This is a genomic window from Nocardia sp. NPDC004278 (assembly GCF_053602975.1).
In genome coordinates this window covers 379466-406003 of sequence record NZ_JBSGEQ010000004.1, presented here as the reverse complement: position 1 = coordinate 406003, position 26538 = coordinate 379466, and the positions used below count along the sequence as shown (strand labels likewise).

General features: G+C 67.0%; 24 protein-coding genes and 1 pseudogene. 17 read left to right on the top strand and 8 right to left on the bottom strand.

Annotated features, from left to right (window positions below; all coding sequences use genetic code 11):
• The first annotated feature begins 516 nt into the window (after window positions 1-516).
• The 6 genes from carD (at window position 517) to ACWEO2_RS09155 (ending at window position 5069) form a co-directional block, all read left to right on the top strand.
• Window positions 517-1005: an RNA polymerase-binding transcription factor CarD gene (gene carD / locus ACWEO2_RS09180; RefSeq protein ID WP_354959943.1), complete on the top strand. Its 489-nt coding sequence runs from the start codon at window positions 517-519 to the stop codon at window positions 1003-1005.
• 2 nt (window positions 1006-1007) lie between these two features.
• Window positions 1008-1712 carry a 2-C-methyl-D-erythritol 4-phosphate cytidylyltransferase gene (gene ispD, locus ACWEO2_RS09175; RefSeq protein ID WP_452404832.1) on the top strand — a complete coding sequence of 235 codons (705 nt, stop codon included), beginning with the start codon at window positions 1008-1010 and terminating at the stop codon, window positions 1710-1712.
• Between the two features lie 2 nt (window positions 1713-1714).
• The gene (ispF, locus tag ACWEO2_RS09170) at window positions 1715-2182 is read left to right on the top strand and encodes a 2-C-methyl-D-erythritol 2,4-cyclodiphosphate synthase (RefSeq protein ID WP_354959966.1); all 468 of its coding nucleotides are present in this window, start codon (window positions 1715-1717) and stop codon (window positions 2180-2182) included.
• Window positions 2183-2246: 64 nt separating this feature from the next.
• Window positions 2247-3674 carry a cysteine--tRNA ligase gene (gene cysS, locus ACWEO2_RS09165; RefSeq protein ID WP_452404831.1) on the top strand — a complete coding sequence of 476 codons (1428 nt, stop codon included), beginning with the start codon at window positions 2247-2249 and terminating at the stop codon, window positions 3672-3674.
• Window positions 3674-4654, top strand: a complete 981-nt coding sequence (rlmB, locus tag ACWEO2_RS09160; protein WP_452404830.1) for a 23S rRNA (guanosine(2251)-2'-O)-methyltransferase RlmB — start codon at window positions 3674-3676, stop codon at window positions 4652-4654. Before cysS ends, rlmB begins: the two co-directional genes overlap by 1 nt.
• Window positions 4655-4790: 136 nt before the next feature.
• Window positions 4791-5069, top strand: coding sequence for a DUF4190 domain-containing protein (locus ACWEO2_RS09155; protein ID WP_452404829.1), 279 nt, complete (start codon window positions 4791-4793; stop codon window positions 5067-5069).
• 10 nt (window positions 5070-5079) lie between these two features.
• Here the strand turns inward: ACWEO2_RS09155 and ACWEO2_RS09150 are convergent, their stop codons facing one another.
• Together ACWEO2_RS09150 and ACWEO2_RS09145 are read right to left on the bottom strand one after the other, a co-directional pair.
• Window positions 5080-5889, bottom strand: coding sequence for an enoyl-CoA hydratase/isomerase family protein (locus tag ACWEO2_RS09150; protein WP_452404828.1), 810 nt, complete (start codon window positions 5887-5889; stop codon window positions 5080-5082).
• A 209-nt stretch (window positions 5890-6098) separates the two neighbouring features.
• Window positions 6099-7268, bottom strand: coding sequence for an acyl-CoA dehydrogenase family protein (locus tag ACWEO2_RS09145; protein WP_452404827.1), 1170 nt, complete (start codon window positions 7266-7268; stop codon window positions 6099-6101).
• A 246-nt stretch (window positions 7269-7514) separates the two neighbouring features.
• Between ACWEO2_RS09145 and ACWEO2_RS09140 the strand changes: the two genes are divergently transcribed.
• Complete coding sequence (locus tag ACWEO2_RS09140; protein ID WP_452404826.1) at window positions 7515-8036, top strand: hypothetical protein; 522 nt, start codon at window positions 7515-7517, stop codon at window positions 8034-8036.
• 910 nt (window positions 8037-8946) lie between these two features.
• Here ACWEO2_RS09140 and ACWEO2_RS09135 read toward each other — a convergent pair.
• The 5 genes and pseudogenes from ACWEO2_RS09135 to kstR all read right to left on the bottom strand — a co-directional run bounded on the left by ACWEO2_RS09135 (window position 8947) and on the right by kstR (window position 15596).
• Window positions 8947-9783 carry a metal ABC transporter permease gene (locus tag ACWEO2_RS09135; protein ID WP_452404851.1) on the bottom strand — a complete coding sequence of 279 codons (837 nt, stop codon included), beginning with the start codon at window positions 9781-9783 and terminating at the stop codon, window positions 8947-8949.
• 275 nt (window positions 9784-10058) lie between these two features.
• Window positions 10059-10889 (bottom strand): annotated as a pseudogene (locus ACWEO2_RS09130) (metal ABC transporter ATP-binding protein); the annotation flags it as partial.
• A 160-nt stretch (window positions 10890-11049) separates the two neighbouring features.
• The gene (locus ACWEO2_RS09125; protein WP_452404825.1) at window positions 11050-11925 is read right to left on the bottom strand and encodes a metal ABC transporter solute-binding protein, Zn/Mn family; all 876 of its coding nucleotides are present in this window, start codon (window positions 11923-11925) and stop codon (window positions 11050-11052) included.
• Window positions 11926-12114: 189 nt separating this feature from the next.
• Window positions 12115-14685 carry a trehalose-phosphatase gene (otsB, locus tag ACWEO2_RS09120; RefSeq protein ID WP_452404824.1) on the bottom strand — a complete coding sequence of 857 codons (2571 nt, stop codon included), beginning with the start codon at window positions 14683-14685 and terminating at the stop codon, window positions 12115-12117.
• 248 nt (window positions 14686-14933) lie between these two features.
• Window positions 14934-15596, bottom strand: a complete 663-nt coding sequence (gene kstR, locus ACWEO2_RS09115) for a cholesterol catabolism transcriptional regulator KstR (protein WP_354958534.1) — start codon at window positions 15594-15596, stop codon at window positions 14934-14936.
• A gap of 119 nt (window positions 15597-15715) precedes the next feature.
• On the opposite strand from kstR, the gene ACWEO2_RS09110 reads away from it, so the two are divergent.
• The 7 genes from ACWEO2_RS09110 to ACWEO2_RS09080 all read left to right on the top strand — a co-directional run bounded on the left by ACWEO2_RS09110 (window position 15716) and on the right by ACWEO2_RS09080 (window position 23258).
• Window positions 15716-17887, top strand: a complete 2172-nt coding sequence (locus ACWEO2_RS09110; protein WP_452404823.1) for an acyl-CoA dehydrogenase family protein — start codon at window positions 15716-15718, stop codon at window positions 17885-17887.
• A gap of 73 nt (window positions 17888-17960) precedes the next feature.
• Complete coding sequence (locus ACWEO2_RS09105; protein ID WP_452404822.1) at window positions 17961-19025, top strand: acyl-CoA dehydrogenase family protein; 1065 nt, start codon at window positions 17961-17963, stop codon at window positions 19023-19025.
• Window positions 19010-20170 carry an acyl-CoA dehydrogenase family protein gene (locus ACWEO2_RS09100; protein ID WP_355185968.1) on the top strand — a complete coding sequence of 387 codons (1161 nt, stop codon included), beginning with the start codon at window positions 19010-19012 and terminating at the stop codon, window positions 20168-20170. Before ACWEO2_RS09105 ends, ACWEO2_RS09100 begins: the two co-directional genes overlap by 16 nt.
• Window positions 20171-20180: 10 nt before the next feature.
• Window positions 20181-21143, top strand: coding sequence for a bifunctional MaoC family dehydratase N-terminal/OB-fold nucleic acid binding domain-containing protein (locus ACWEO2_RS09095; protein WP_452404821.1), 963 nt, complete (start codon window positions 20181-20183; stop codon window positions 21141-21143).
• On the top strand, window positions 21140-21550 hold the full coding sequence (locus ACWEO2_RS09090) for a MaoC family dehydratase (protein ID WP_354958539.1): 411 nt from the start codon (window positions 21140-21142) through the stop codon (window positions 21548-21550). The genes ACWEO2_RS09095 and ACWEO2_RS09090 overlap by 4 nt, the downstream gene beginning before the upstream one ends.
• On the top strand, window positions 21550-22737 hold the full coding sequence (locus ACWEO2_RS09085) for a lipid-transfer protein (RefSeq protein ID WP_452404820.1): 1188 nt from the start codon (window positions 21550-21552) through the stop codon (window positions 22735-22737). Before ACWEO2_RS09090 ends, ACWEO2_RS09085 begins: the two co-directional genes overlap by 1 nt.
• 77 nt (window positions 22738-22814) lie before the next feature.
• Window positions 22815-23258: an NUDIX hydrolase gene (locus tag ACWEO2_RS09080; protein ID WP_355185974.1), complete on the top strand. Its 444-nt coding sequence runs from the start codon at window positions 22815-22817 to the stop codon at window positions 23256-23258.
• Here ACWEO2_RS09080 and ACWEO2_RS09075 read toward each other — a convergent pair.
• On the bottom strand, window positions 23255-23833 hold the full coding sequence (locus ACWEO2_RS09075; RefSeq protein WP_452404819.1) for a TetR/AcrR family transcriptional regulator: 579 nt from the start codon (window positions 23831-23833) through the stop codon (window positions 23255-23257). The two genes, ACWEO2_RS09080 and ACWEO2_RS09075, sit on opposite strands and share 4 nt — an antisense overlap.
• 1 nt (window position 23834) lies before the next feature.
• On the opposite strand from ACWEO2_RS09075, the gene zapE reads away from it, so the two are divergent.
• From zapE to ACWEO2_RS09060, 3 genes are all read left to right on the top strand, one after another.
• A complete protein-coding gene (gene zapE / locus ACWEO2_RS09070) occupies window positions 23835-24872 on the top strand; it encodes a cell division protein ZapE (protein WP_452404850.1) in 1038 nt (345 codons plus the stop codon).
• 165 nt (window positions 24873-25037) lie between these two features.
• Window positions 25038-25955, top strand: coding sequence for a DUF4129 domain-containing protein (locus ACWEO2_RS09065; RefSeq protein WP_452404818.1), 918 nt, complete (start codon window positions 25038-25040; stop codon window positions 25953-25955).
• Complete coding sequence (locus tag ACWEO2_RS09060; RefSeq protein ID WP_452404817.1) at window positions 25952-26446, top strand: hypothetical protein; 495 nt, start codon at window positions 25952-25954, stop codon at window positions 26444-26446. Before ACWEO2_RS09065 ends, ACWEO2_RS09060 begins: the two co-directional genes overlap by 4 nt.
• Window positions 26447-26538 lie beyond the last annotated feature (92 nt).

The following is a 26538-nucleotide window of genomic DNA, read 5'->3' as shown; positions in this document are numbered from 1 at the left end:
CATCGGGCACCTCATCGAATCCGATCAACGGACGCCACAACCGCTCGGTGGTGATCACCGCATACCGCAGCGCGTCGATGCCGTGGTCGTTGACTCGCTCCGTGGTGGGTCGCCCAGGGCGGGTAGCGCGTGTCGGAGGTGCGCCGCCCCCCGGCGGCCGGGGCCTCGCGCCTGCGGTGCATGCGCTTCGACGACTCGACGCGACACGCGCCGCGAACGTCGCTCGTGACAGCGCTCCGTGTGGTTCTGGCTACGCGGTCGGGACACTCCGGGGCATCGCATCCGTTGGGTAACGGTTTATCCGGCGCGCCGAGTTGCCAAGGTGCTGCTGGGCTTATCGATCGGCTCGTGTGGTAAGCATGCCGGTCGATAACCCGTTCTGGCACAACACAATGCACACCGCACCGGTTCTGTCAACCCCGGCGGTCGGCTCGTTGTGGCCCTGACCTGCACAGTTGATCGCGCCGTTACCGAGTCGCATGTTAAACTGTGAACATCGAAAGGGGCACGGGACACATGATTTTTAAGGTCGGAGACACCGTCGTTTACCCCCACCACGGAGCGGCGCTGATCGAAGCAATCGAGACTCGCACCATCAAGGGTGAGCAAAAAGAGTATCTGGTCCTGAAGGTCGCCCAAGGTGACCTGACTGTTCGCGTTCCCGCAGAGAACGCCGAATATGTCGGCGTGCGAGATGTCGTCGGCCAGGAGGGTCTCGACCGAGTCTTCCAAGTGCTGCGTGCGCCGCACACCGAAGAACCGACTAACTGGTCTCGCCGCTACAAGGCCAACCTGGAGAAGCTCGCCTCCGGCGATGTGAACAAGGTGGCCGAGGTCGTTCGCGACCTGTGGCGTCGGGAGCAGGACCGCGGCCTGTCCGCGGGTGAGAAGCGGATGCTGGCCAAGGCCCGTCAGATCCTCGTCGGTGAGCTCGCGCTCGCCGAGGGGACCGATGACGGCAAGGCCGAGTCGCTCCTCGATGAGGTTCTCGCCGCGGCCTCCTGACCGTGAACGTTTCTAACAGCGACGGTTCCGTCGTTGCGTTGGTGCCTGCCGCCGGTCGTGGCGTTCGCCTGGGTGAATCGACACCCAAAGCGTTCGTCGCGGTCGGCGGCACACCTATGGTCCGGCTGGCCGTCGACGGCCTGATCGCCTCCGGGGCGGTCGACCGGATCATCGTGATCGTCCCCGCCGAACTCGTCGAGAGCGCCGTTGCCCTGCTGCCGCCCTCGGAGTCGGTGCGTGTGGTCATCGGCGGCGCCGAGCGCACCGATTCGGTGCGTTCGGGTATCGCCGCTGCCCCCGACGCCGCCTATTTCCTGGTGCACGACGCCGCCCGCGCATTGACCCCACCCGAGCTGATCGCCCGGGTGGTCGCCGAACTGCGCGCCGGTGCCACCGCCGTCGTGCCCGCACTGCCCGTGGTCGACACCATCAAGTCCGTCGACACGCATGGCGGTGTCACCGGCACTCCCGATCGGGCGAGCCTGCGTGCCATTCAGACGCCGCAGGGTTTCGCCGCCGAATTGCTGCGCGCGGCCTACGCCGATGAGACGCTGCGGGCCACCGACGATGCCGGACTCGTCGAACTGCTCGGCACCCGGGTGCTCACCATCCCCGGCGACCCCATGGCTTTCAAGATCACCACCCGGCTCGACCTGCTGCTGGCCAATGCGGTACTCGACGGCGCACGGACGCTGGGCCGGTCATGACTATGCGCGTCGGCATCGGCAGTGATGTCCATCCCATCGAAGCGGGCAGGCCGTGCTGGATGGCGGGCCTGCTCTTCGACGGTGACGACGGCTGCGCCGGCCACTCCGACGGCGATGTCGCCGCGCACGCGCTCTGCGATGCGCTGCTCTCCGCGGCCGGACTCGGCGATGTCGGCGCGGTCTTCGGCACCGGACGCCCGGAATGGGCCGGTGTATCCGGCGCGGCCATGCTGAAGGAAGTGCGTAGGCTCCTTGACGAGGCCGGCTTCGAAATCGTCAACGCCGCGGTCCAGGTAATCGGCAATCGGCCGAAAATCGGACCGCGTCGCGCCGAGGCCCAAGAGGTACTCGGCGGACTGCTCGGCGCCCCGATCTCGGTGTCGGGCACCACAACCGACGGCCTCGGGTTGACCGGCCGCGGCGAGGGTGTGGCCGCGGTGGCTACCGCCCTGCTACAAGCGTGTCGCTGAGCCAGCCCTCGCCGACCCGAGCCGCTCCGTGAACGGCCTTATATACCAGCTAGGATCGACTTCCGTGACTCTGCGCCTTTTTGACACCGACACGCGGACCATGCGCGACTTCGCGCCCCTGGTCCCCGGCCGTGCCTCGGTGTACCTGTGTGGCGCCACCGTGCAGGGTGAACCGCATATCGGCCACGTGCGCAGCGGAGTCGCGTTCGACGTGCTGCGGCGCTGGCTGCTCGCGCACGACTACGACGTGTTGTTCATCCGCAATGTCACCGATATCGAGGACAAGATCCTCACCAAGGCCGCCGAGGCGGGTCGACCCTGGTGGGAGTGGGCGGCCACCTATGAGCGCGCCTTCGACCGGGCCTATCAAACCCTCGGCGTGCTGCCGCCCTCGGCGGAACCGCGCGCGACCGGCCACATCACCCAGATGGTCGACCTGATGCAGCGGTTGATCGACCGCGGGCACGCCTACGCCTCGGCGGGCAATGTCTATTTCGATGTGGTCAGCTATCCGGAATACGGGAGCCTGTCCGGGCACCGGCTCGATGACGTGCACCAGGGCGAGAGTGCGGGCGAGGGCAAGCGCGATCCGCGTGACTTCACGCTGTGGAAGGCCGCCAAACCGGGTGAGCCGACCTGGCCGTCGCCGTGGGGGCCGGGGCGGCCCGGCTGGCATCTGGAATGCTCGGCAATGGCCGAGTTCTACCTCGGCGCCGAATTCGATATCCATTGCGGCGGAATGGATCTGATCTTCCCGCACCACGAGAACGAAATCGCCCAGTCCAAGGCGGCCGGTGATGGATTCGCGCGGTATTGGTTGCACAACGGCTGGGTGACCATGGGCGGCGAGAAGATGTCCAAATCGCTCGGCAATGTGCTCTCGGTGCCGAATGTGCTGAAAAAGGTTCGGGCCGTTGAACTTCGGTTCTACCTCGGCAGCGCGCACTACCGGTCCATGCTGGAGTATTCGGATAAGGCGCTGTACGACGCCGCGGCCTCCTACCAGCGGATCGAGGCGTTCATACACCGGGTGGCCGAGCGGGCCGGGGAGATCGCGGTCGGCAAGTGGACCGATGCGTTCGCCGAGGCGATCGACGACGATCTGGCGATTCCGCGGGCCCTGGCCGAGGTGCACCGGGTGGTGCACGAGGGCAATAAGGCGCTGGAGTCGGGCGCCATCGATACCGCGGTCGAGCTGGCCGGACAGGTCAGGGCCATGCTGAATATCCTCGGCGTCTGCCCGTTCGACCCGCAGTGGTACACCCCGCAGGACAATTCGGTCGCGCTGGACGCATTGGACGTGCTGGTGCGCGCCGAACTCGAGCGCCGCCAGCAGGCGCGCGCCGATAAGGACTGGCCCAGCGCCGACGCGGTGCGGGACCGGTTGCAGGCCGCCGGAGTCGAAGTGACCGATACCCCACAGGGGCCGGAATGGTCCCTGGGCGCGGCGCAGCATTCGCCGGGTGCGGTACAGCGTGGAAAGGCGAACTGATGGCAGGCAACTCACAGCGTCGCGGTGCGATCCGTAAGGGCAGCACCAAGAAGGGCGCCGTCGTCGGCTCCGGTGGGCAGCGCAGGCGCGGACTCGAACCGCGCGGCGCGACCCCGCCCGCCGAGGCCAGGACCAAACATCCCGCGGCCAAGCGGGCGGCGGCCAAGGCGAAGGCCGCGACCCAGGGTCGGCCGAGCCAGCGCGGCGGCGGTGGTCGTCCGGCCGGGCGCAAGAGCGACGACGGTCCGGAGATGGTGCTCGGCCGCAATCCGGTTGTCGAATGTCTGCGTGCCGGTGTGCCGGCGACCGCGCTGTACGTCGCGGTCGGCACCGAAAACGACGATCGGCTCACCGAGAGCGTGAAAATGGCTGCCGATGCGGGCATCTCCATTCTGGAGGTGCCGCGCACCGATCTGGATCGGTTGAGCGCCAACGGATTGCATCAGGGTGTGGGATTGCAGGTGCCGCCGTACCGGTATGCCCACCCGGATGATCTGGTTGTGCGGGTACGGGATTCGGCCGAACCCGCCCTGCTGGTCGCGTTGGACAATATCTCCGATCCGCGCAACCTCGGTGCGGTTATCCGCTCGGTGGCCGCCTTCGGTGGCCAGGGCGTGCTGATTCCGCAGCGGCGCAGCGCCAGCGTCACCGCGGTCGCCTGGCGGACCAGCGCCGGTGCCGCGGCCCGGCTTCCGGTCGCCCGCGCGACGAATCTGACTCGCACGCTGAAGGATTGGGCGTCGCAGGGCTTCCAGATCGTCGGCCTCGATGCGGGTGGCGACACCACCCTCGACGATTTCGACGGCAGCATCCCGACTGTGATCGTGGTGGGTTCGGAGGGCAAGGGCCTGTCCCGTCTGGTCCGCGAGACCTGCGATTCCATCCTCAGCATCCCCATGGCCGGTCCGGTCGAATCCCTGAACGCCTCCGTAGCCGCGGGCGTCGTCCTCTCCGAAATCGCCCGTCAGCGCCGTGTCTGAGCACACCGCATACGTCCCTTGATGACGATCGGGCTCGGCAGGGCGTGCGCGGCCCGGCCGTAGCCGCTGCTGCGGTTTGCGAATCGGGGGATCGGGTTGGACGGCAAATCGGCTCGCGCCCCGTAGAATTCGACTCGTGGCCATCCCGAACCAGGCTCCTCAGGAGACGATCGAGCATCCGCATGCGACGGCAGTGCTGGCGCTCGGCGCGGTGAGTCTGTTCTGCTGCGGCGCGCTGGGGCCGGTGGCCTGGGCGCTCGGCAGACGTGCGCTCGACCAGATCGAGCAATCGCACGGTGGCTACGGCGGCCGCGCTCAGGTGCTCGTCGGTTACGTTCTCGGCATCGTCGCCACGCTTTTGATGGTCTGTATGGCGATCATCTTCCTACTGATCCTGATCGGCGGCCGGGCCTAGACGCCAGGGATCAATCCAGGCTGGGACGTTCGGATTCGCCCTTGCTGTCCCAGGCGGGCCATTCCTCGCTGATACTGCCGGTCCAGTTGGGCTGGCGGCGATCTCGGAAGGCCGCCATTGCCTCGCCGCCGTCGATGCTCTTGGTGACGTGGTTGTTCATGTCGGTTTCCAACTGTCCGACCATCCCCGGGCTCATGCCCAAGCCCTCCCATAGCAGCCGTTTCGACAGCGCGACCGGCAGCGGCGCCGCACCGTTCGCGATGTCATGGGCGATGGCCAGCGCCGTCGGCAACACCTCACCCCCGGGCAGGCAGCCATTGGCCAGGCCCATGGCCTTGGCCTCCTCGCCGTCGAAGGTGCGGCCGGTCAGCATGATGTCGGCGGCATTGGCCATACCGGCCAGCCGCGGCAGCGTCCAGTGTGCGTAGCCGTCGGCGACTACGCCGCGGCGCACCTGATTGAGGCCGTATACCGCGTCACGCGCCATGTAGCGCAGGTCGCATTGCAGGGCCAGCGCCAGTCCGATGCCGACCGCATGGCCGTTCACCGCCGCGATCACCGGTTTGCGCACCCGCCACGGCGGTGGATCGATGGTGGCGCTGACATCGCCGACCCGGCTGGACAGATCCGCACCCGCGCAGAAAGCGGGTGCCGTACCGGTGATGACGACCGCGCGGATCGCATCCTCGGCATCGCAGCGCTGCAGCGCCGCACTCAGTTCGGCGGCCATGGCCGGGGTGACGGCATTTTGCTGAGCGGGTCGGTTGAGCGTGAGGACGGCGATGCCCGCGGAGACATCGACGAGCAGTTCCGAACTCATGCCAGGCATGTTAGCCGACCAAGACACCGGTGGGCTCGGCCCGAAGGACGCCGAGCAAGCACCGGTCACCCCCGCGGAGCGAGTCCTACGAGCGACCGTTCGCGGCCCCGCAAGGCCCACCCGTCGCCCGACCACCACCCCTCATCGAATCGCTACGCGATGCTGATTATTCGGGGGCGCGAACACGCAGCGCCGCAGGCGCTGCAGATTCAGCGGAGCACATGGCGGCCGATCGCGTACTTGTGGACCTCGGTCGGGCCATCGTAGAGGCGGAAGGCGCGCATATTGCGGAAGATCATTTCGACCACCGTTTCATCGCTGATGCCGATGCCGCCGAGCACCTGAACACAGCGGTCGGTGACCTTGAACAGTTCTTCGGAGACGAACGCCTTCGCGATCGAGCTCTCATGCCTGGCCTTCTCGCCCTGGTCCATCAGCCAGCAGGCATGCCAGATGGTGAGGCGGCACTGGTGCAGCGCGATCGCGTTATCGGCGAGCATGAACGATACGCCCTCGTGGTCGCCGATCGGCTTGCCGAAGGCGGTCCGAGTCTTGGCGTATTCGACCGCGATGGACTGCGCGCGTTCGGCCGCGCCGAGCCAGCGCATGCAGTGGGTGAGCCGGGCCGGGGCGAGCCGCAGCTGGGCATAGCGCAGCGCTTGGCCGGTCTCCCCGAGCAGCGCCGACTTGGGCAGCATCAGATTCTCGAAGCGCACGACGCCGTGGCCGCCGACGTAGTTGCGATCCATGGTGTTCATGGTGCGTTCGATAATGATGCCGGACTGATCGCCCTCGGTCAGGAACAGTGTCGGGCCCTCGGGCAGATGCGGGTTCGGCGCGACCCGGGCCATGATGATCCAGCTCTTGGCGCCGTCGGCGCCGGTGATGAGCCATTTGCGGCCGTTGATGGTGAAATTCTCGCCGTCGAAGACGGCCTCGGTGGCCAGCTGATTCGGATCCGAACCCGCGCCGTCCGGTTCGGTCATGGCGAAGACGGTGCGCCGGTGACCGGCGACCGCGGGTGCGAGGTGGCGCTCGACCTGCTCGGGATCGGCGATCTTGGAGAGCAGGAACATATTGCCCTCATCCGGTGCGGCGCAGTTCATTGCGACCGGGCCGAGGGTGGACCAGCCCGCGGCCTCGTAGATCACGGCCTGCTCGATATGGGTGAGACCCCGCCCGCCGAGTGCTTCCGGAGCCTGCACGGTCAGCAACTTCTCCGCGCGCGCCAGCTCGACGAGTTCCTGGCGCAGTTCATCGGTGGGGCCGTGTGAGGTGACGCGCGGGTCGCGCTCGAAGGGGACGATCTTGTCGATGACGAACCGGCGGACCCGGTCGCGTTCGGCGGCGAGTTCGGCGGGAATCGTGAAGTCGATCATTGGTCACCATTCGTTCGACGGGGCGCGTGGGTCGAGCATACGAAATCGGGGGCTACTGACTGACGGCGGCTGCCATCAAACTCCGGCTTGTCGCCGTAAGGGCCTTACTGACCTGCGCTGATAACGGTGTCAGCGGGGGTGGCGGAGGTGTCAGCGCGCTGTCAGCGCCGCAGGCGATCGTTTGGTCATCGAGCACGGGGAGCCGCACCGGCCCTCGGATGAACAACCCGCTGAGGAGAAACCGCCATGATGACCGTCGCTGCCGTCGCCCAGCTGCTGATCGCCCTCGCCTTCGTCAGCATTCCGCTGGTGCGGCACCGGTACGGAGCCGCCGCCAAGGCCGCCGCCGATGCCGAGCTGACCCGTCAGGGTGTGCGGCCCGCCGTCCTCGAGGAGAACGGTATGCGGTTCGACGCGGGCGGCCACGAGACCTGGGCACCCGTCGGTATCGCACTGGTGATGACCACCCTGGCCGTGTTGAACGTCGCGGGCAACGATTGGGGTCGGATGCTGTCCTGGATCTTCCAGGTGCTGGTGCTGCTCGGCAATGGCGTGATCCTGTACAGCAACCTGACCGCGGCCAAGAGCATCCGAGCAGCCTTCGCCCGCAAGGCCGACCCGGAACTGGCCCGCATCGACGTCGAGCGCTTCCTGGACGCCGCCGAAAACGCCTTCCCCCGTTGGGTAATGCCCTACCTGCAGAACCTGCGCCACGTCATCGTGTTCGGCGGTTCGATCATCGTCTTGATCGCCCTGCTCGTCGCCTGATCCCACCCACCGGCCAGGTGCCCGCCGCCGCGCGAGCACCTGGCCTCTGCGCTGCCATCAGTCCGCCGAGTATCCGCACCCGATTTGGCGTGCCGCGCATGAATAGTCCAGAAATTCCATGCGTGGTGCGTAGCTGCGTGCGCTGCACCGGCTTCGATACAGCGAGCGTGGGCAGCCTGGCGGCGATGGGCCGATTGCGGCGTGCCGCACACGTACTGGTGTGCCGTGCGTGGCTTCCCTGGGCTCTGTGCACGGAACCGGGTTCGGGGCTGCAAGCGGGCGCAGACGGCCTGGTGGTGGCGGGCTGATCTGGGAGCGGCCGCGAACTGGCGTGTCGCGCGTGGCTTTCCCGGTGACTCTGCACGCGGCGCGTAACTGCGCGCGCGGCTGCTCTGTCCGGTGAGCGGGAGGTCAGGGGTGGGGCTGCCTGGCCGGTGACCCGATCTGGGAGTGGTCTGCGCGTGTAGGGGCCTGCTGTTGCGTGGGTTCCCCCGGAGGCTCTGTGCCCAGCGGGCAATTCGCGTACAGCAACGGCTTCGGGGCCGGGGAGCGGGGCAGCGGGAGCGGGCGGCCTGGCGTCGACGGCCGGGGTGCAGTCCGCGCATGCACTGGGGGTGTCGTGCGCGGCTTTCCCGGTGGCTCCGGGCGCGGCACCGGGTCGGTGAGCGGGAGGTCAGTGGGGTGCGGGCGGCCTGGCGTCGACGGCCGGGGTGCGGTCCGGCATGGACTGGGGTGTCGTGCGTGGCTTTTCCCGGTGGCTCCGGGCGCGGCACCGGGTCGGTGAGCGGGAGGTCAGTGGGTGCGGGCGGCCTGGCGTCGACGGCCGGGGTGCGGTCCGGCATGGACTGGGGTGTCGTGCGTGGCTTTTCCCGGTGGCTCCGGGCGCGGCACCGGGTCGGTGAGCGGGAGGTCAGTGGGTGCGGGCGGCCTGGCGGCGGCGGGGGCCGAGGATTCGGCAGATCAGGTAGATCAGGAAGGAGATGGTGGTGACGAAGGTGGAGACGGGGACGCCGGGGGCCAGGGATAGCAGGATGCCACCTACTGCGGCGGTTTCGGCGAAGACGACCGCGAGCACGGTGGTCCGCACCGGATTCGCGGTCAGCTGTGCCGCTGCGGCGGCGGGGGTGATGAGCAGCGCGAGGACCAGCAAGGCCCCGACGATCTGCACGCCGAAGGCCGCGGTGATGCCGAGCATGACCGCGAACACCACCGAAAGCGCCCGCACCGGAACCCCGCGTGCGACTGCCACTTCGGGATCCGAGCTCGCGAACAGCAGCGGCCGGTAGACCACCGCGAGCACGGCGAGCACCAGTACGGTGCAGGTCACCAGCAGGGCGAGTCCGCTGTAGCCGACGCTCACCACCTGACCGGTGAGCAGCGAGAATTTCGAACCGGCGCGTTCGGGGCCGAGCCACAGGAACAGCACCGAGAGTCCGAGTCCGAACGACAGCACCACCGCGATCACCGAATCACGTTCTCTGGCTTTGCTTCCGAGCAGACCGAACAGCACCGCCGCCACCACCGAGCCGACGATCGCGCCCAGCCCGACTCCGATTCCGGCGAGCAATGCGGCCGCCGCGCCGGTCAGCGATAGCTCGCTGGTGCCGTGCACCGCGAAGGACATCTGCCTGCTGATGATCAATGGACCGATCACCCCGGCCAGCAGTCCGAGCAGCGCGGCCGCGAGCACCGCCTGCTGCACGAAGGAGTAGGAGAGCAGATTCGCGGTAGTGGAGAAGTCGAACATCTTCGAAATGACGTCCGACAGCTTGTCGATCACGAACGAACCCCACTCGTCTTCGGCGGTGTTTCGGAGACCGGCCGCCCATCCGCCACCGGCCGCTCAACGGCGACCAGCGGCGGGTGCGCAACCGGCTGCCCATTGGCAAGCGGCTGTGCGTCGGCGACTGGCTGGGTGTTGGGGACCGGCTGTGCGTCGGCAACGGAGTGCGTGTCGGCGACTCGCTGGGTAACAGCAACCCGTTCGGGATCGGAAAGGGTTGCGCCGTGGCAATGTTGGGCTCCGGCGGCGCCGAGGGCGTCCATGGTGTCGCCGGTGCCGACTACGACCAGTCGGCCGCGTACTCGCAGCACGTCGACCTCGGTTCGGTACAGCTCCGAGAGGACTGCCGAGGTCATCACCTCGTCGGGGGTGCCGATGCGGAACTTTCCGTCGACCAGGTACAGCACTCGATCCACCAGCGGCAGAATCGGATTGATTTCGTGTGTCACGAAAAGCACTGCGGTGTTGTGGGTTCGCCTGCGCCGATCGATCAGCTCGGATACCAGTCGTTGATTCGCCAGGTCCAGGCTGAGCAGCGGTTCATCGCAGAGCAGCACCTTGGGATCGCCGACGAGCGCCTGTGCCACGCGCAGCCGCTGCTGTTCGCCCCCGGACATGGATTCCAGTGGCGCATAGGCGAATTTCTCCGCGCCGACATCGGCGATGGCGGCGCGGACCTTGCGCTTGCGCTCGGCGCGGCGGCGCAGTCCGAGGCCCCAGTTGTGCCCGTCGACACCGAGCCCGACCAGGTCGACCCCGCGCAGCTGGACGCCGGCGTCGATCGTCTTCTGTTGTGGCACGTAGCCGATATCGGGGTTGCCCGCGCGTGCGGGTCCGCCCGCGATATCGGCGCTGCCGGAGCTGAGTGCGAGCTGTCCGAGCAGCACCTTCAGCAGCGAGGTCTTGCCGGATCCGTTCGGCCCGAGAATCGCGATGAATTCACCGGGCGCAACCTCGAGATCCAGTCCCTGCCAGAGCGTGCGTTCGCCGAATGTCAGGCTGGCGGCGTCGAGGTGGACGATGGGGCGGGTATCCGACGGTCGCTGCTCGGTGGTCGGCGCGGCTTCCATGGACGCACCGGTCACCAGGCTTCTCATCGAATCATTGTGCGATGTTGGCCCATCCGTCACCTGGCCACCGCTTCTCATTGAATCGCTGTGCGATGTTGGCCCATCCGTCACCTGGCCACCGCCCCTCATTGAATCGCTACGCGATGCTGTCATGATGCAGTCAGGCCAGCGCCGCGGCCAGTGCCTGGGCGTTCTTGGTCTGCCACTGAATGTAATCCATACCGGCAGGGAGGGTTTCGGTCACCTCGACGATAGGTAGACCGTTCGATTGCGCGAGTGCGCGTAGATCCTTGGTGATCTTGTCCTCGGTCTGGATGTTGTAGACCAGCGCGCGGACCTTCTTGCCGGTCAGCAGATCCCGCGTGGCGGCGACCGCGGCGGGGGCCGGATCGGTCTCCTGCTCGATCGCTTCCTGGAACTCGTGCGGGGTCAGATCCTCGGTTCCGGCGGCGACCAGCAGGTAGTGCGCCAGCGGTTCGGTCTGCAGCACCGGGGTTTTCGGGTGCTCGCTGGCGATCTTGCTGGAGATCGCGCTGATCGTGCTCAGTTGGGTCTTGAACGCGGCGGCGCGGTCGGTGTAGGCGGCGGCATGCGCGGAGTCGATTTCGCCGAGGGCGCTCGCGATCCGATCGGCGACCGTGCTCACCGTGCGCGGGTCGTAGAAGACATGCTCGTTCTCATCGCTCTTATCGGCGCGGGAGTCGAACGCGTCGACGGTGCGCTTGCCCCGGATCGCCTTCTCGACGAATTCGTCGTAGCCGCCGCCATTGAAGACGACCAGATCGGCGTCGCTGATCTTGGCCGACTCCACGGCCGAGGTCTCATGCGAATGCGGATCGGCGGCGGGATCGGTGATCAGCGAGGTCACCGAGGCGTCCGGACCCGCGATGGTCGCGGCGATATTGCCCCAGACGCTGGTGGCCGCGACGATATTCGGCTTATCCGAATCCTTCGAGCTTCCGCATGCGGTGAGTGTCAGCGCGGTGGCCACCCCCACGGCGATACCGGCGAATCCGAGGGCAATTCGTGTGCTCACGCGCGGGGTACTCCTGGCAATGCGGCAGATCTGAGCGTGCTCTAGATCATAATGGAAATCGTTACCATTTGAACTGTAGCAGGAGCCCCCGCCCAGCACGAGCCGGTGTTCGCCGCATCACTTCGCGCCGGATATGGGCCGGGCCCGCGAATTGATGGTTCGCGGGCCCGGAACTATGCGACGGTCGCGTCAGACCAGCGCTTCCACCGGCTTGCCCAGCAGCTGTGCACAACGCAGCAGGCCGAGATGGCTGTAGGCCTGCGGATGGTTGCCGAGTGAGCGCTCGGCGACCGGGTCGTACTCCTCGCTGAGCAGACCGGTCGGTCCGGCGACATCGATCAGCTGCGCGAACAGTGCCTCGGCGTCCGAGCGCTTGCCGATCAGCAGATACGCCTCGACCAGCCAGGCCGCGCACAGGTGGAACCCGCCCTCGCCGCCGGGCAGGCCGTCGTCGTGGTGGTACCGGTACACGGTCGAGCCGCTGCGCAGCTCCGCCTCGGTGGCCACCACCGTCGCCGCGAAGCGCGGATCCGACGGTTCGATCAGGCCGCTGAGGCCGATGTGCAGGGTGGCCGCATCCAGATCGGTGCCGTCGTAGGCGGCGGTGTAGGACTGGACCTCGTCGTTCCAGCCCTTGGTCTTCACCTCATCGGCGATGGTCTCGCGCAGCGTGATCCAGGCCGGGTCGATCTGACGCTCGAAGCGCTGCGCCAGCGTGATCGCCCGGTCCACGGTCAGCCAGCCCATCACCTTCGAGTACACGTGGTGCCGCGGGTTGCCGCGGATCTCCCAGATGCCGTGGTCGGGTTCCTGCCAGCGCCGCTGCACCGCGGAGACCATGGCGTGCACCAGTTCCCAGTCGGCATCCGGCAGTGCCTTGGCCGGATCGGTCAGGCCCTTCGCCTCGCGGCCGTGCGCCAGCGATGCGATGAGATCGACGATCGGGCCGAAGACGTCCAGCTGCACCTGCATATTCGCGGCGTTGCCGACGCGGACCGGGCGCGAACCCGCATAACCGGGCAGCTGATCGATCGATGCCTCGGGGGGCAGCGTCTCGCCGTAGAGGGTGTACAGCGGGTGCAGACGTTCCGGACCGGGCAGCGTCTCCAGCACCCGGTGCACCCAGCCGAGGAATTCCTCGGCCTCGGTCAGTGAGCCGAGCGAAACCAGCGCCTGCGCGGTCAGCGAGGCATCGCGCAGCCAGCAATAGCGGTAGTCCCAGTTGCGCACGCCGCCGATATCCTCCGGCAGCGAGGTGGTGGCCGCGGCCAGGATGGAACCCGACGGCGCGTGCACGAGTCCGCGCAGGGTGAGTGCCGAGCGCTTCATCAGATCCGGCTTCAGCGGCGGCAGCTGCAGTTTCGCCGCCCACTTCGACCAGTAGTCCTCGGCATCCTTGCGCCGCTCCGCCTCGCTGCTCATGGCCGGCGCGAGATCCTGTGTGCCGCAGCGCATTTCCAGCACGATCGGGCCGCGTGACGGATCGACGACGGCGCGGGCCGAACTGTACATACCGTCGGACTGGATCTCCCAGTGCACGCCGGGGGAGCGCAGCACCATCGGATCGTTGGTGCCGAGCACGCGTAGGCCGGTCGGCTCGCATTCGATGCTCACCGGCACCTGGCCGAATTCCGGTCGGGGCGCGAAGGTTACGACGGCCCTGGCATCGCCGGTGATCACCCGGGTCAGGTCGGTGCGGTTCGGTGCCACGTCGTGCGGCAGATAGTCGACCACTTGCAGACTGGACCAACGGGTTTCGACGGTCATGGTGCCGTCGATATAGCGCTGGGATAGCGGCAGGCCGGGCCGCTCCGGTTCGATGGTGAAGTGGCCGGCCTGCGGTCCGCCGAGCAGATGGGCGAAGACCGCGGCCGAATCCGGTTCCGGATGGCAGAACCAGGTGACGGTCGCGTCGGGGGTCAGCAGCGCCACCGAGCGCGGACTGGCCAGCATGCTCAGCCGCTCGATGCGCGGCGCGCTGGCACCGGCCAGCCAGGTGCGCCGTTCCTCGAGCAGGAAGGCCAGTGCCCAGGAGACGGCCTCGGTGCTGTCCACCCGGTATTTGGCCAGGCTCTCGCCATCGCCGACCTTGATGCCGACATCGGGGCCGGAAAGCATGCGGAAGGCCTTTTCATCGGTGACGTCATCACCGAAGAACACCGCGGCCGATGCGCCCTCCTGGTGCCGGACGGTATCGAGCGCGACGCCCTTATCCGTCTGGATCACCGCGAGTTCGATAACGGATTTCCCCTCGGTCACCTGTACGCCGACCCAGCAGGATGGACCCAGCCGCACCGCTTTCAGCGCGCGCAATCCGATTTCCGGACTCGCATTGCGCACATGCAGCGCGACACTGGCCGGTTTGATCTCGACGCTGGCACCGGGATTCTCCGCGGCGATCTGTGACAGACTCGTCTGCACTTCAACCAGCAGTTGTTTGGCATCGTTGTCGATGGCGTGTACGAAACCCACATCGAATTCCGAGCCATGACTACCGATCAGTTGTACTTCGACCGGCAGACGCGACAATGCGGCGAGATCCCGCAGTGCGCGGCCGGAGATAACGGCGGCGGTCGTTCCGGTTAGACCGGCGAGCGCTCGTAGCGCGCTCACCGATTCTCGGTGTGGAAAGGCCTTAGCCGGATCGGACACGATGGGTGCGATAGTCCCGTCGTAGTCCGATGCGACCAAAAGCCGTGGCACGCGCGCGACCGTCGACAGTGCACGGCGAAGTTCCAGTGGCAGATCCTGTGCGCTCACGCATCCAACCTAGTGATCGGAGGAGTTTTTTCAGGGGCACGCGTGACAATACTGTGTTGAATTTGCCGCACCGAAGCGCGCCGTCATGCGTGCGCAGTATTGCGTTAACGCAATGGTCGCCCACCTCCCCCGCGCGCCGCCATGCGTACGGCGCGGTGAGCTGTGGATGTGACCGAAATTACGACGCGCGCACCGGCCTCCGATACCGAATTTGCCTGGTATGCGCTGGTAGTCGAGCCGGGTGATTGCTACTTGGCGCCATTTTCGCCGAGCAGCAGATCGACGGTCAGCTCGAGGCGTTCGGTGACGTCGGTCGCCGATGCGCGCCTGGTCAGCCAGGCCACCAGATTGGACAGCCAGACGTCACTGATGACGCGCGCGATCGCCAGCTGACGTTCGGTGGGTTCACCGTCGTTCATGGCGCGGGCGAAGACGCGATCCATCACCTTGCCGACCCGATCGACCTCAGCGGCCGCCGACGCGTCGGCGAACATGAATGCGCGGGTCATCGCCTCGGTGAGCAATGGATCGCGCTGCATCATCCGGGTGATCTGGGTCAGCAACAGGTGCATGCGCTCATTCGGCGTCTGTCCGGCAAGCGGCTTGCGTTTGCCCTCGATCTGCTCGAATTCCCGTGATAGCGCGGAGACCAGCAAATGCACCTTGGACGGGAAATACCGGTAGAGCGTCCCGACGGCGACATCGGCGCGTTCGGCCACCGCACGCATCTGTACGGCGTCGTAACCGCCCTTGGATGCCAGTGCGAGGGTCGCGTCCAGAATTCGCTTACGCCGCTCCCGCTGCGCGGCCGAGCTCAGCTCGTCTTCGCTGAGCGTCGTGACCGTCGCGTTGGCCGACGCTCGCCCTGCCGCATTCGAATCGGCTGGCTGCGATCGGGAGGGACTGGCCATGGATTGAGAGTCCTTTCGCATTCCGGCAACGGGCCTCGGTCGTCTCTTGACTTCCGCCCAGCTAGGATATTAGAACATGTTCTAGGTGTGGGAGTCACGCCGGAAAGGCGGTACGGACTGTGACCATCGCCACCACTGACGAGCATAAAGCCGGTCAGGAGTCGATGCGCGGATGGGCTGGATCGGTGCGTCCAATTGCAACAATGCGGGACGACCCGGCGGACTTCTGGCGCGCCTATTGGCCCGGACTGGCCGACTTCGGGATATTTCGGGTCGCGGTTGCCGAAGCGGACGGCGGCCACGGCGGATCGGTCGCCGACCTCGCGGTATTGGTCGAGCAGGCGGCGCACGACCTGGTCGGCGGGCCGGTGCTGGCCACCGCATTGGCGAATCTGGTCACCGCCGGCGCCCTCGCCGAGGATATGCCGTGCGGTGTCGCGCTCGACTTCGTCGTCGGACCCGTCGCGAGTGTACCGGCCGCATCCGGTGACCTATTGCTCACGGGTGTCTGGGATTCGGTGCTCGGTGCCGCGCCGGGTACCTCGGTGCTGTTGCCGGTGCGCACGCCGGAAGGGTTGCGCTGGTGTGTGATCGGACCCGATGCCGATGGTCTGCGCATCGAGTCGCTCGCACCGGCTGACTCGAGTACGCCACTGGCGCGTGCGCACTGCACCGAGGTGCGGGTGCCGGCGGAGCGGGTGTTCGAGTCGCCGCACGCCGTGGAAGATCTACTCGCGGTGCTGGTTTCGGCCGAACTCGCCGGTGTGGCGGGTTGGTGCCTGGAGACCGCGGTCGAATATGCCAAGGTGCGTGAGCAATTCGGGCGCAAGATCGGGTCTTTCCAAGCGCTCAAACACATTTGCGCCTGGATGCTGTGCCGCACCGAGCTGATCCGCTCCGTCGCGGCAGATGCCGCGGCCGCGGTCGACGAGGGCGGTGCGGAACTGCCGATCGCGGCCGCGATCGCCGCCGCGATTTCCCTGGACGCCGCGGTGGAGACCGCCAAGGACTGCATTCAGGTGCTCGGCGGCATCGGCTTCACCTGGGAGCACGACGCGCACTTCTACCTGCGCCGGGCCACCGCATTGCGGCAGCTGCTCGGCGGGTCGGCGCGGTGGCGGGCCAGGGTCACCGAGCTGACCCGCGGCGGTCAGCGCCGGACCACCGGTGCGGACCGGATCTTCGCCTCCGCCAGGCAGGCGACGGCCCCTGGGGCGGTCGCAGGGCCTGACGGCGGCGTGCCCGAACTGGCCGCCGAGGTCGCCGCAATCGCAGCGCTGCCCGTCGACCAGCAGCGCAATGCGCTGGTCGCGGCCGGACTCGTCATGCCGCACTGGCCGGCACCGTACGGCCGTGGCGCGAATCCCATGACGGGCCTGGTGATTTCGGAGGAACTGCGCCGCGCGGGCGTGGAGTCACCGGATCTGGCGATCGGCGGCTGGGCGATTCCGACGCTACTGCAGCACGGCACTCAGCAGCAGATCGATCAGTTTGCCTTCCCGACGCTGCGCGGTGAGGTGATCTGGTGTCAGCTGTTCAGCGAGCCGGAGGCCGGTTCGGATCTGGCAGCGCTGCGGACCACCGCCAAGAAGGTCGACGGCGGCTGGGTGCTGCGCGGACAGAAGGTGTGGACGTCGCTGGGCGACCGGGCGAACTGGGCGATCTGCCTGGCTCGCACCGATCCCGACGCACCCAAGCATCGCGGTATCAGCTATTTCCTGGTCGATATGCGCAGCGCGGGGCTCGAGGTGCGCCCGCTGGTGCAGATCACCGGTGAGGCACGGTTCAGCGAGGTCTTCCTCGATGACGTCTTCGTGCCGGAGGACTGTGTGGTCGGCGCGCTGAACAACGGCTGGAAGATCGCCCGCTCCACCCTGTCGACCGAACGCGTCGCCATGGGTGGCAATGGGATCGGGCCGGTGCTCGAGGAACTCATCGCCAAACTGCCCGCCACCGGGGCAGGCGCCGAGCTTTTGAACGATCGGCTCGGCGGTTTCGTCGCCGATGCCATCGCTGGACTGCTGCTGGAACAGCGCGCCGCGGTGCGGATACTGGCGGGCGGTGATCCGGGAGCGCAGAGCAGTGTGCGCAAGCTCGTCGGCGTCCGGCATCGCCAGGCGGTTGCCGAATTCGCGGTGGAGACGGCGGGGGCCATCGGTGCGCAGGACTCCGAGGTACTCAAGGAGTTCCTGCTCACGCGCTGTCTGTCGATTGCGGGTGGTACCGAGCAGATTTTGCTGACCGTTGCCGGTGAGCGAATTCTCGGACTGCCCCGCGACGGGGACGGCTAGTCGACGAGGTCGATTGCCAGAAGATCGCCCCACGTCGAAGCGCGGAGCGATACTGAACTTAATTGGAGTAAGCGTGGACTTCACCCGGGACGAGGGCCAGGACGCCGTGGCCGAAGTTGTAGTGAGTTTGCTGGAGCGTGAACCGGCACGCGATATCGAGCTCTGGCCGAGTCTGATCGAGACCGGCCTGCTCTCGCTGGCGCTGCCGGAGCGGTTCGGCGGTGACGGCATGGGCCTGCCGGAGGTCTCGGTGCTGCTGACCGAACTGGCCACCGATGCGGTGGCGGTGCCCGCCCTGCCGACCCTCGGCTTCGGGCTGCTGCCGCTGCTGCCGGTTCTGCCGGACAGTGTCGCCGAGCGGGTCTATCCGGAGGTCGCCAAGGGTGCGGTGCTCACCGCAGCCCTGAGCGAGCCCGCGAATCCCTTCGTCGTCAAACCCGAGACCACGGCCGTCTCCAATGGCGACACCGTGCGCATTACCGGCCACAAGGTGGCGGTGCCGTATGCGGAGCAGGCGCGCTGGCTGCTGATCCCGACGAATTCTGGTATCGCACTGGTGGATTCGGATGCGGCCGGGTTGAACCTGACGCCGACGCCGGTATCCGGTGGCATCCCCGAATGCACCGTGCGACTCGACCAGGTCGAGATTCCGGCCGAGCAACTGCTGCCGGGCGGCATCGCCGAACTGCACCGCTCGGCCGTCGCTTCGATCGGCGCGACCGCGGACGGGCTGCTCAAAGGTGCGCTCGTACTCACCGCCGAACATCTGCGGACCCGCCACCAGTTCAACCGGCCGCTCGCCGAATTCCAGGCCGTCGCCCAGCAGATCGCCGATGTCTACGTCGTCTCGCGAACCCTGCATGCCGTCGCCGTATCGGCGAACTGGGCACTGGCACAGGGCGATTCGACGCCAGCGCACCAGGAGCGCATCGATGACGACCTCGATGTGCTCGCCTACACCGTGGCCTCGGAACTGCCCGCCGCCATGCAGAAATGCCATCACCTGCACGGTGGTCTCGGGGTCGACGTGACCCATCCGATGCATCGCTACTACTCACAGGCCAAGGACCTCGCCCGCTGGCTCGGCGGCGAATCCCTGCGCCTCGACCGATTGGGGGCCAGATGCTCATCGATCTGACCGCGGAGCAGCGCCGGCTACGCGACGAACTGCGTTCCTATTTCGCCGATCTCGTGACTCCCGAGGAGGAGGCCGAGATGGCGGTCAACCGCCACGGTGACGCCTACCGGGCGGTGGTGCGCCGGATGGGCGCGGATGGTTGGCTCGGCGTCGGCTGGCCGAAGGAATACGGCGGCCAGGGCTTCGGCCCGATGGAACAGCAGATCTTCTTCAATGAGGCGGTGCGCGCGGATGTGCCGCTACCGCTGGTCACCCTGCTGACGGTCGGACCGACGCTGCAGAGCTTCGGCACCGATGCGCAGAAGGCGAAGTTCCTGCCCGGAATCCTTTCCGGCGATATCCATTTCGCGATCGGCTACTCCGAACCGGAGGCCGGCACCGATCTGGCCTCGCTGCGCACGAGTGCGGTGCGTGACGAATCCGGCGACTGGATCGTCAACGGGCAGAAGATCTTCACGACCGGCGCGCACGAGGCCGACTACATCTGGCTGGCCTGCCGCACCGGGTCGGTCGAATCGCGGCACCGCGGCATCACGATCCTGATCGTGGACACCACCGATCCCGGCTACTCGTGGACGCCGATCATTACCTGCGATGGGGCGCACCACACCAACGCGACCTACTTCGACAATGTGCGGGTTCCCGCCGATATGCTCGTCGGCGAGGAGAACCGCGGCTGGCGGCTGATCACCACCCAGCTCAACCACGAGCGGGTGAGCCTGGGGCCGTCCGGCAAGATCGAACAGCTCTACGACCGCGTGCGCGAGTGGGCGCAGCCGCGCGGCGTGCTGGCCCAAAATGACGTACGCCGTTCACTCGGGCGCATCCACGCCATGGTCCGGCTGAACGAATTGCTGAATTGGCAGGTGGCGGCGACCGTCGACGGCGATCAGGCCTCCGTGATCGCCGATGCCTCGGCCACCAAGGTGTACTCGACCGAATCGCTGCAGGAGGCGGGTCGGCTCGCCGAGGAGATCGTCGGGCACTACGGGGATCCGGCCGATCCGGCCACCGCCGAATTGCTGACCTGGCTGGACCGCAGGACCAAGCAGAACCTGGTGGTTACCTTCGGCGGCGGCGTCAATGAGGTGATGCGCGAACTGGTCGCCTCGTCCGGTCTGAAACTGCCTCGGGTACCACGATGAATCCCGCGAGATGGACTACAGCAAGGAGCCGCGCGTGCCGGAAACTCTGACTCCGGAAGCGATTACCGCCGCCGCAGAGAAGATCATCGCGGCGGGGGATTGCGCGCCACGCCTCGGGCGTGACCGGGTGAACCAGCCGATGATCAACAACTGGGTGGAGGCGCTCGGGGACAACAACCCGATCTACGTCGACGAAGCGGCCGCCCGCGCCGCCGGATTTCCCGGCACCGTGGCGCCGCCCGCCATGATCCAGGTCTGGACCATGCTCGGGCTCAACGGTTCCCGTGCCGCGGACGATCCCACGAACCAGGTCATCGAGCTGCTGGATAGCGCGGGCTTCACCTCGGTGGTCGCGACCGACTGCCAGCAGACCTACCACCGGTACCTGAATGTCGGTGAGCAAGTATCGGTTACCAGCAGGCTGTGCGATATCCGCGGCCCGAAGCGGACCGCGCTCGGCGAAGGGTGGTTCGTCACCTTCGAGATCAGTTGGCGGGTCGGCGACGAGGTCGTCGCCGAAATGCTGTGGCGGCTGCTGAAATTCGCGCCGGGGACCGGTACCGCCGCGAAGGCGCCCGTGGGCGACCGGGTCAAGCCGCTGGTCTCCTGGGATACCGAATTCTTCTGGGAGGGTACGAAAGCCGGTGAGCTGCGGATCCAGCGGCTGCCGGACGGGACGCTGCGGCATCCGCCGATCCCGGCGCTGTGGCAGGACAAATCCGAGCAGACCGACTACGTCGTCGCCTCGGGGCGCGGAGAAGTCTTCAGCTACGTCGTGCATCACGCGCCGAAAGTGCCAGGGCGGCAACTACCGTTCGTCGTCGCGCTTGTCGAATTGGAGGAGGGCGTGCGCATGCTCGGTGAACTGCGGGGCATCGACCCGGCGGATGTGAAGATCGGCCTGCCGGTGCAGGTGGAGTTCGAAAAGCTCGACGACGAGGCCGTGCTGCCGGTCTGGCGGGTGATCGCATGACCTACGTCGAACCCGCCGCCGTGCAGGTCGGGACCGCACTGCCCGAGCTGGTGATTCACGCCGATCCCACCTTCGTGATCAGTACGGCATTGGCCACCAGGGACTTTCAAGATGTACACCACGACAGGGACAAGGCCGTCGCCCGCGGTTCCAAGGACATCTTCGTCAATATCCTCACCGATACCGGGCTGGTGCAGCGCTTCGTGACCGACTGGGCCGGACCGCGCGCCATCGTCAAATCGGTCGCGCTGCGCTTGGGGGTGCCGCTGTATGCCGGTGACACCCTGACGCTCTCGGGCACCGTCGCCGCCATCGAGGGCGATGACATCCACATCGATGTCGTCGGACGCGACAGCCTCGGTGACCACATCACGGCGAAAGCCGTTATCGCCCTGCGGAGGCCATGATGACCGCTGACAACACCACCGGGATCTCCGGCCGTGCCGCCATCGTCGGCATCGGCGCCACCGACTTCTCCAAGGACTCCGGCCGCAGCGAATTGCGCTTGGCCGCCGAGGCGGTCACCGCGGCGCTGGCCGATGCGGGTCTGACACCCGCCGATGTCGACGGCCTGACCACCTTCACCATGGATACCAACACCCAGGCAGCGGTCGCGCGTGCCGTTGGCATCCCACAGCTGAAGTTCTTCAGCCACATCGGCTATGGCGGCGGCGCGGCCTGTGCCACCATCCAGCAGGCCGCCATGGCGGTCGCCACCGGTGTCGCCGATGTGGTCGTCGCCTACCGTGCCTTCAATGAGCGGTCGGTATCGCGCTTCGGCCAGTTCTCCACCGCGCTGGCCACCGCGCCGACCTCCTCGGGTATCGATGCGGGCTGGTCCTATCCACAGGGCCTCGGAACTCCGGCGGCCCAGGTGGCGATGGTCGCCAGGCGCTATATGCACGTCTACGGTGCGACCAGCGCGGACTTCGGCCGGGTCGCCGTCGCCGATCGCAGACACGCCGCGGTCAATCCGGCCGCCTTCTTCTACGGCAAGCCGATCACCCTCGACGAGCACCAGAATTCCCGCTGGATTGCCGAACCGCTGCATTTGCTCGACTGCTGTCAGGAGTCCGACGGCGGCGTCGCGATCGTGGTCACCAGCGTCGAGCGCGCCCGTGATCTCCCGCAGCGCCCGGCCGTGATCACCGCCGCCGCACAGGGTTCCGGTGCCGACCAGTACGTGATGACGAGCTACTACCGCGACGCCCTCACCGGCCTGCCGGAAATGGGTCTGGTCGGCGACCAGCTCTGGGCCCAGAGCGGTTTGCGACCGGAGGATATGCAGGCCGCCATCCTCTACGACCACTTCACCCCGTTCGTGCTCATGCAATTGGAGGAGCTCGGCTTCTGCGGACGTGGTGAGGCAAAGGATTTCATTGCCGACGGTGCCATCGAAATCGGCGGGCGGCTGCCGTTGAACACCCATGGCGGACAGCTCGGCGAGGCGTATATCCACGGGATGAACGGGATCGCCGAGGCCGTTCGCCAGATTCGCGGTACTTCGGTCAATCCCGTTGCGGGCCTGGAGAACATCCTGGTCACTGCCGGTACCGGCGTGCCGACCTCGGGGTTGGTGCTCAGCGCCAACTGAGTCCGATCGGGCGCCGACCGGGTTTAATCGGGTATACCGGTGGATCGGTAGGTTGCAGCGTCACCGGGAGGAGTCTCATGACCGATCGACACCTTGTCGACGTGCATATTCTGCTCGTTCGTGGCCGGGAGGTGCTGCTCAGCAGGCGGCGCAGTGCCGACGAGTTCGATGGGCTGTGGCATCTGCCCGCCGGAAAGCTGGAAGCGGGGGAGTCGGCCACCGCCGGTGCGGTGCGGGAGGCATATGAGGAGGTCGGGGTCGTTATCGACCCGGCGGATCTGCGGCATGTGCATACCGCTCATGTGGTCGGCTCCGGCCGCGAGGCGCGGCTCGGGGTGTTCTTCGAGGCGCTGCGCTGGCGCGGCGAGCCGGTCAACCGGGAGCCGGATAAAAGCTATGGGCTGCAATGGTTTCCGTTGGACGCGCTGCCCGATGACTCGATCATCGGGTATCCCGCCGCGGGGCTGCGTGGCTACCTCAGCGGGGTTACCTACAGTGAGCGCGGCTGGTCGCGACGCTAGCCGTCGAGGTGACGGGCCAGCAGCCCGGTGAGTTGATCGACACTGTCGGCGGTGCCTGCGGGGAGGTGGGCGCGAGCGCCCGCGAAGCGATCGAAGACGGCGCCCTCGATGACCGCGATGAAGTCGGCGGCGGCACTGCTGGGATCGGGGAAGTGCAAGGCGCGGAACAGGTCTCGGGCTCGAACGGTCGAGAACAGGCTGTGCGCGAGTCGATCGTGCAGTTCCGGATCGGCGAGTAGGTCGATGATGAGCGCGTGCCGGACGATCAGGTGATTGCGTCGTTCGACGAGCAGTCGATCGAGCCACATCGCGATGGCGCGGGCGACGTCGGTCGCGTTGGCGGCTTCGGATGATTCGAGCTCGGCGGCGGTGAACTCGTCGCGGGAGCGGGTGGTGATCCGGTCCGCAATCGCCTCGATGAGTGCCCGCTTGGTGCGGAAGTAATAGGAGGTCGATCCGGCGGGCAATTCCAGCGCGGTATCGAGGGCGCGGTGGGTGAGCGCTCGAATGCCCTGGGTGGCAATGAGGTCGATGGCGGCATCGACGATCAGTGTGTGCCGGTCGGTTGTGGACATCATCACCTTCTGTGGCGTCCTTCTGCGTCTGTCCTCTACAACTGTAGAGGATCAGGAGGATGCCGTGCAGCACAACATCACATTGGATGCCGATCAGCTCCGAGCGCGGGCGCGGCTGCTGGAACTGCTCGACCGGCGCGGCCATCCGCTGGAGCGGCATCGCGGCGCCTACCTGCACGGCCGACCAGGCCGCGGCAAAACCATGCTGATGGACGATTTCTTCGCGAGCGTGTCATCGAATCGCAAGCGCCGCTTCCACTTCCACAACTTCTTCGCCGAATTGCACACCGCGGCACATGAGTCGGGCGCCATCGACAAGGCCATCGACACCCTGCTGGGCAATGCCGAACTGGTCTGCTTCGACGAATTCCATGTGCACGATATCGGCGATGCGATGCTCATCGCCCGCATGCTCGACGCACTCTTCGCCCGCCACATCGTGCTGGTGGTGACCTCGAACTATCCGCCGGAGCAGCTGCTGCCCAATCCGCTGTTCCACGATCGCTTCCTGCCGACCATCGCGCGCATCGTCGCGCACCTGGACGTCGTCTCGGTCGATGGTCCACTCGACTACCGCAGGCGCGGCGGTGCGGATACCGCCTTCGCGGGCGGGCGCTACCTCGTGTGCGACGCGGATAGCCCGGCAGCTCCTGTTGTCCGGGAGGCGGCCTCCGGCGTCGATATTCCGGTCGGCACCCGCATGGTCCGCGCCCGCGCCGTCGATGATGCCGCGCTCGTCATCGACTTCACGGCCCTGTGCGGCACCGCGACCGCCGCCGCGGACTACGTCGAGTTGGCGCGCCGCTTCCAACGGTGGACCCTGCGCGACGTGCCACCCCTGCGCGAGGTCCCACCGGACTGGGCGATGCGTTTCGTCAACCTGATCGACGTGCTCTACGACGCGGATCGCGAACTCACCCTCGCGGCCCGGGCGCCGCTATCGGACCTGGTGGCCGACGTCTCTGGCGTTCCCGATATCGCGCGGATCGAAAGCCGTCTCGGCGAACTCCATCAGCCCGAATCCGTCGCGATCGGCTAGCACCGTACACGATCGAAGTGGCGCTATCGTCGATTAAGAGGAGGCGATCGGAAGTATTCGATTCCATCTCGAGCCGACCACTCGGCATGTAACTATGTGCCTGTTCAGAGCTGTACTCAGATGTGGTGGTAGCAGGTGGTTAGGGCGGGAGCGCCGATAACGCGCGTGATCGTGCTGATCACGCTGCTGGCGTGTGCCGCGATCGCGCTGCGCGGCCACATTCCCGGGGCGCATGCCTCCGGTGACCACCGCACGGTGCCATCGGCCATCTCGGTGGTGCTGATGCCGGTGCTGCTCACCGTATCGGTGGTGATCCTGATCGCCGGAGTGATCGCCAGTCAGCACCGGCTGCCGCTGGCCATACCGGAGGTGGATCGCGATTCCGAGCGCGGACACGGACGTCTGGGTCGGGTCGGCCTGCTGATCCTGGCCGCCCTGGCGGTGGTTTCCCTGATCGTCGCGGCCGCATCGGCAGTCTTCTTCGTCGGTTTCGGGCGCGAGGGCGAGCCGGTGCCGTCCTCGGTGCCGCGAGACGGGTCGGGCCGCACCACCGAGGAGGTCATCACCACCGCGCCGACCCCAGATGCCGCGCCGACCCCCCATCTCGGCGGCACGGCGATGCTGGTGGCCACCATTGCCGCGATCGCGCTGGTCGGTGCCGCACTGGCCGGGGTGATCGCGGTCGCGATGGCGGGTCAGCGCAAGGCGCGTCCCGCTGCGCCACCGCTGCCCCCTACCGCGCCTACGGTTGCGGGTTCGCTGGCCCGAGCGGCCGAGATGGGCCTGGCCGCGATGAACGCGCCCGGCCAGGATCCGCGTGAGGCCATTATCGCCTGCTATGTCGCGATGGAACGCGGCCTGTCCTTCGATCGCGCGGCCGCGCCACTGGCCTCCGATACCCCCATGGAAGTGCTGGCCCGCGCCTTCGAACGCGGCGCACTACACGACGCATCCGCCAGGGAACTGGTCGCGCTGTTCGAGGAGGCCAGATTCAGTCCGCATTCGATGCTGGAGTGGCAGCGGATGCGGGCCGAACAGCTGCTGCGCATCGTTTTGGCGGATCTGCAGGGGGAGATGGTATGAATCGCGCGATCGTATTCGGTGCGCTGATCATCATCGTGCTGATCGAGTTGATCACGCTCGGCCGGGCGCGGGGCGCATTGCTGATCGCCGCCGGAATCCCGGTGGCGCTGGTCATGATTGCGCTGATCTGGTCGCTGTGGAGCAGGTCCGGCCCGAGGGCCGATGCGGAGCAGGACTACATCGAGAACGGCCCAGCGGAGATGCTGCGGCACTGGCATGCCAGGGCGGAAATGCTCGCCGACCGCGCGGACGGCACCAGAGCCGACTGGGATCGGCACCTGCGTCCGCTGCTGGCCAAGGAGTTCGAGTTGTCCACCGGACTGCGGGTCGCCAAGAACCGCAAGGCGACCGAGGCCGCCGGGATACTGCAGTTCGGCCCGGAATTATGGCTCTGGGTGGATCCGGCCAATTCGGCGCTGCGGGATCAGACGACGCCCGCACCCGGGCGGGCGGCACTGGACGAAATCCTGCGCCGTCTGCAGAGAATGTAAGTGCCCCGGGAGCGGTCGGGCCCGGAGGAGGCGGGGTCCCGATCATGCGCAATTGAATACGGCCGACAGAGAATGGGTTGAGGCAAGTGCGA

What these genes read in the sequence shown, in the direction of transcription:
- carD (WP_354959943.1), top strand. Translation starts at nt 517, where the DNA reads ATGATTTTTAAGGTCGGAGACACCGTCGTTTACCCCCACCACGGAGCG.
- ispF (WP_354959966.1), top strand. Translation starts at nt 1,715, where the DNA reads ATGCGCGTCGGCATCGGCAGTGATGTCCATCCCATCGAAGCGGGCAGG.
- rlmB (WP_452404830.1), top strand. Translation starts at nt 3,674, where the DNA reads ATGGCAGGCAACTCACAGCGTCGCGGTGCGATCCGTAAGGGCAGCACC.
- ACWEO2_RS09150 (WP_452404828.1), bottom strand. Translation starts at nt 5,889, where the DNA reads ATGAGTTCGGAACTGCTCGTCGATGTCTCCGCGGGCATCGCCGTCCTC.
- ACWEO2_RS09145 (WP_452404827.1), bottom strand. Translation starts at nt 7,268, where the DNA reads ATGATCGACTTCACGATTCCCGCCGAACTCGCCGCCGAACGCGACCGG.
- ACWEO2_RS09140 (WP_452404826.1), top strand. Translation starts at nt 7,515, where the DNA reads ATGATGACCGTCGCTGCCGTCGCCCAGCTGCTGATCGCCCTCGCCTTC.
- ACWEO2_RS09135 (WP_452404851.1), bottom strand. Translation starts at nt 9,783, where the DNA reads ATGTTCGACTTCTCCACTACCGCGAATCTGCTCTCCTACTCCTTCGTG.
- kstR (WP_354958534.1), bottom strand. Translation starts at nt 15,596, where the DNA reads ATGGCCAGTCCCTCCCGATCGCAGCCAGCCGATTCGAATGCGGCAGGG.
- ACWEO2_RS09100 (WP_355185968.1), top strand. Translation starts at nt 19,010, where the DNA reads ATGCTCATCGATCTGACCGCGGAGCAGCGCCGGCTACGCGACGAACTG.
- ACWEO2_RS09095 (WP_452404821.1), top strand. Translation starts at nt 20,181, where the DNA reads ATGGACTACAGCAAGGAGCCGCGCGTGCCGGAAACTCTGACTCCGGAA.
- ACWEO2_RS09090 (WP_354958539.1), top strand. Translation starts at nt 21,140, where the DNA reads ATGACCTACGTCGAACCCGCCGCCGTGCAGGTCGGGACCGCACTGCCC.
- ACWEO2_RS09085 (WP_452404820.1), top strand. Translation starts at nt 21,550, where the DNA reads ATGACCGCTGACAACACCACCGGGATCTCCGGCCGTGCCGCCATCGTC.
- ACWEO2_RS09080 (WP_355185974.1), top strand. Translation starts at nt 22,815, where the DNA reads ATGACCGATCGACACCTTGTCGACGTGCATATTCTGCTCGTTCGTGGC.
- ACWEO2_RS09075 (WP_452404819.1), bottom strand. Translation starts at nt 23,833, where the DNA reads ATGTCCACAACCGACCGGCACACACTGATCGTCGATGCCGCCATCGAC.
- ACWEO2_RS09060 (WP_452404817.1), top strand. Translation starts at nt 25,952, where the DNA reads ATGAATCGCGCGATCGTATTCGGTGCGCTGATCATCATCGTGCTGATC.